Below are 3547 nucleotides of genomic sequence, written 5' to 3' on the forward strand. Positions count from 1 at the left end.
GGGGGGGGGGGGGGGGGGGGGGGGGGGGCGGCGCGCCCCCCCCCCCCCCGACGGAGCGAGGAGTGGCATGGAGATCAAGGAGATCAGTGGCACGGCGCCGCGGTCGAGCGCCCTCGCCGATCTCGGCATCACCGTGCGGGAGCAGGGGGCTGACATGCACGGGACGCTTCCCGCCGTGCCCCAGCTGGCCGTGCCCGGGACGAACTGGCTGCGGGCGTCGGCGCTGGCGACCCTCGCGGACATCCAGCTCGGGCTGCTCGTCGTCCGGGAGATCGCGCCGCGGATCCCGGTGACCCTCAGCCTCGAGGTGCACCTGTTCGAGGAGATCGCGGTGGGCGGCACCATCCACGGCGTCGGCCGGGTGGTCAAGGCGGGGCGTACCGTCCTGGCCCTCTCGGTCGAGTTCCACGACGACACCGACCGTCCGGTCGGTGTCGGCCACTGCCTGTTCATGGCCGCGCCGGACCCGAGCCTGCGCATCCCGACGGGCCGCTGGGCGTTGGACCGGCTCTCCACCGTCCAGGGCCTGCTGAGCGTGCCGGTCGCGCAGCGGTTCGGCTGCCAGCGGATCGAGCCGGGCATCGCGTCCCTGCCCTGCGCTGACGACGTGCGCAACTCCTCGCGGACGCTCAACGGCGGGCTCCTCCCGCTCGTCGTCGAGGAGGCGGTGCTCTCGATGACACCGGGTGCGACGCTCGCGTCCCTCTCGCTGGAGTACCTGCGACCCGTCCGGCACGGTCCGGCGGTCGCCCGGGCGCGGATGCGGGGTGACGTCGGCACGGCCGAGGTGCACGACGCCGGCAGCGACGTTCTCGCGGTCATCGCGACGACCCGTGCCTTCCCGGGCCGCCCTGAAGCGTGAATGTCGAAATTGACATCGAAGTTGTAACCGCGTTACGGTGTGCCGGTGGCGCACTCGAAGATCACACTGGGACTGAGCCTGGCCGGAACCCACGGGGACGCGGCGGCGCTCGCCGCGGTGGCGCGCCGCGCCGAGGAGTCGGGATACGACTCCGTGTGGACGAACGAGGCGTGGGGGAACGACGCGTTCACCCCGCTGGCCTACATCGCCGCGCTCACCAGCCGCCTGCGCCTGGGCACCGCCATCGCCCAGATGTCGGCGCGTACTCCCGCGACGACGGCGATGACGGTCCTCACCCTGCAGCAGATGTCCCAGGGGCGCGTCGTGCTCGGGCTCGGCGCCTCGGGGCCGCAGGTCGTCGAGGGCTGGCACGGGGTCCCGTACCGCGCTCCGGTGCAGATGACGCGGGAGTACCTGACCGTGCTGCGCAAGGCCCTCGCGGCGACCGAACGCCTGGAGTTCGCCGGTTCGATCTTCACGATTCCGTACAGCGGGCCGGACGCCACCGGGCAGGGGCGGGCGCTGCGTTCCCCCATGCCCGCCGCCGCGGACACCCCCATCCTCGTCGCCGCGATGGGGCCGAAGAACGTCGCGATGGCGGTGGCGGAGTCCGACGGCCTGCTTCCCTACCTGTGGAGCCCGACGCACTGGCGCGGGAGCTGGGGCGAGGCGCTGGAGAAGGCGCCCGACGGTTTCCAGGTGGCGCCGACCGTCCTCGCCTGCGTCGGCGAGGACATCGACGCCTGCCGGGACCAGGTTCGTCCCCGGATCGCGCTGCACATCGGGGGCATGGGCTCCCGAACGAAGAACTTCTACGCCGCCCTGGTCACCCGCTACGGGTACGCCGAGGAGGTCCGCCGGATCCAGGATCTGTACCTCGGTGGGAACCGCGCGGCGGCCAGCGCCGCCGTTCCCGACCAGCTCGTCGACGACCTGGCCCTGGTGGGCCCGCTCGCGCACATCGCCGACCAGCTCGCCCTGTGGCGGGAGGGGCCGCTGACCACGCTGATCGTGGAGCCGACCGACTTCGCCATGGTGGAGCCCATCGCGAGCGTGTGGTGACGCGGGCGGGTCGCGGCGCCGGCTGACCCCGACGCGGTTCCGGCAATTTATCGACATCGAGGTCGATTTCGATATTATGGCGGCACCCGTTGGCGTCAAGCCGCAGCCGTCATGATCGAATTGGAGGTGGACCGTGACGAACCAGGCGACCGAGCCGTGGATCTTCGACTTCGACAACCACTACTACGAGGCGGAGGACGCCTTCACGAGATACCAGGATCGCTCTCTGCGTAACCGAGGCGTGCGGTGGGTGGAGATTGACGGCCGGCGCCGCCTGCTCGTGGGCGGGTCCCTCAACTCCTACATCGCCAATCCGACGTTCGACCCCGTCGCGAAGCCGGGCGCGCTCTACGACTGGTACCGGGGAAACCCGCGCCAGCAGACGATCAAGGACGCCTTCGGCGAGCTCGAGCCGCGCCGCGCCGAGTACCGCGACCGCAAGAGTCGCCTCGCGGTCATGACGGCGCAGGGCCTGGCCGGCACGCTGCTGTTCCCGACGCTCGGGGTCGGCCTCGAGGACGCGCTGCGGGGGGATCCGCAGGCGTGCGCGAAGGTCTTCGAGGCGTTCAACCGGTGGCTCGACGACGACTGGGGCTACCGGTATGAGGGTCGGCTGTTCGCCGTGCCGTACATCCCCCTGCTCGACCCGGTCGCGGCCGCGGCGGAACTGGCCCGGGTGATCGAGGCCGGCGCCGTGGCGGTGAACGTGCGCAACGCGCCGGTCCCGGTGGCGGGCGGCTACCGCTCGCCGTTCGACCCCGTGTACGACCCGTTCTGGGGGCTTGCCGCCGAGGCGCGCATCCCTGTGGCGACGCACGCCGGGCTCGACGGCTACGACAGCCTGGTGCAGATGTGGGAACCGGGTGGCGAGGAGTCCTCGCTGTTCCGGTCGCCGCTGCGGGGCATCGTCACGAAGGGCCGCGCGGTCAGCGACTTCTACGCCGCCGCCGTCTGCCACAAAATCTTCGACCGGTTCCCCGCGCTGCGTTTCGCGAGCGTCGAGAACGGGGCGTCCTGGGTGCCCGAACTGCTCCACCGCCTGGACGACGCCGCCACCCGGAACCCGGGATACTTCCGCGAGCACCCGCGGGAGGTCTTCGGCGAGCATGTGTGGATCACTCCGTTCTGGGAGGACCACATCGACGAGCTGGTCGGCGATGTGCGGGTCGACCGGCTGCTGCTGGGCTCGGACTGGCCGCACGCCGAGGGCACCCGCGAGCCCGCCGACTTCCTGACCGAGTCGCTGAACGGGCTGTCCGACGCGGACGTCCGCCGCATCGCCCGCGACAACGCGCTGGACGTTCTGGGAATCCCGGCGGTCTGACCCGGGGGAGGGTGACCCGGCCAGGCGGTGTCCGGCCGATCATGGCGGGGGCGTCCGGACACCGGGCCGTGCAGAGCGATCGGTCGGCAGCGCAGCGGGCTCCTTCGCGCGGGCAAACCGGATACCGAGCCCCGCGGAGCGATCAACCAGAAGCGCGCACGGTCCCTCCAGGGGGCAGCCGGACCCGTGATCGCTACTCCCCGCAGTGTGGCTGCGTGGCTGAGAACGTGTTTGAGATCGTGGGTTAGGTGATTCTCTGTAGTGGTCGTGGTCCTGGACGGCCGGCGGGAGCTGAGCGG

At 71.6% G+C, this 3547-nt stretch carries 3 protein-coding genes; all 3 read left to right on the top strand.

What is annotated here, in order from left to right; all coding sequences use genetic code 11:
- Window positions 1-862: PaaI family thioesterase (locus MXD60_RS25910; protein WP_248822279.1), on the top strand; the 862-nt coding region annotated here is incomplete at its 5' end.
- Between the two features lie 45 nt (window positions 863-907).
- Window positions 908-1924 carry an LLM class F420-dependent oxidoreductase gene (locus tag MXD60_RS25915; protein ID WP_248822281.1) on the top strand — a complete coding sequence of 339 codons (1017 nt, stop codon included), beginning with the start codon at window positions 908-910 and terminating at the stop codon, window positions 1922-1924.
- Window positions 1925-2057: 133 nt separating this feature from the next.
- Window positions 2058-3248 carry an amidohydrolase family protein gene (locus MXD60_RS25920; protein WP_248822283.1) on the top strand — a complete coding sequence of 397 codons (1191 nt, stop codon included), beginning with the start codon at window positions 2058-2060 and terminating at the stop codon, window positions 3246-3248.
- The last annotated feature ends 299 nt before the right edge of the window (window positions 3249-3547 follow it).

It is taken from the genome of Frankia sp. AgB32, assembly GCF_023243045.1.
Lineage (GTDB): Bacteria > Actinomycetota > Actinomycetes > Frankiales > Frankiaceae > Frankia.